Annotated in this window: 1 protein-coding gene; it reads right to left on the reverse strand. The window is 53.4% G+C overall.

What is annotated here, in order from left to right; all coding sequences use genetic code 11:
- Positions 1-234 (reverse strand): AMP-binding protein (locus SB660_RS23930; protein ID WP_410585108.1); only part of this gene is annotated, 234 nt, incomplete at both ends.

A 234-nucleotide genomic window follows, 5' to 3' on the forward strand; every position in this document is an offset into this window, starting at 1 on the left:
CGATATTGCCGTCAGGCAGCCATCTTGCCAAGTCGCCTGTACGGTACATCAGCTTCCCTGCTTTATATGGGTGAGCTGCAAACTTCTCAGCCGTCAGCTCCGGGCGGTTCAAATAGCCCCGTGCGAGCCCGTCTCCGGCGATACACAGCTCTCCTGCCACACCGAGCGGTTGAAAATATTCCGATTCGGGGTGTACGATATACAATTGAATGTTGGAAATCGGTTTACCTATCG

The organism is Bacillus sp. SIMBA_005, from assembly GCF_046535585.1.
In the GTDB taxonomy this organism is placed as follows: domain Bacteria; phylum Bacillota; class Bacilli; order Bacillales; family Bacillaceae; genus Bacillus; species Bacillus pumilus.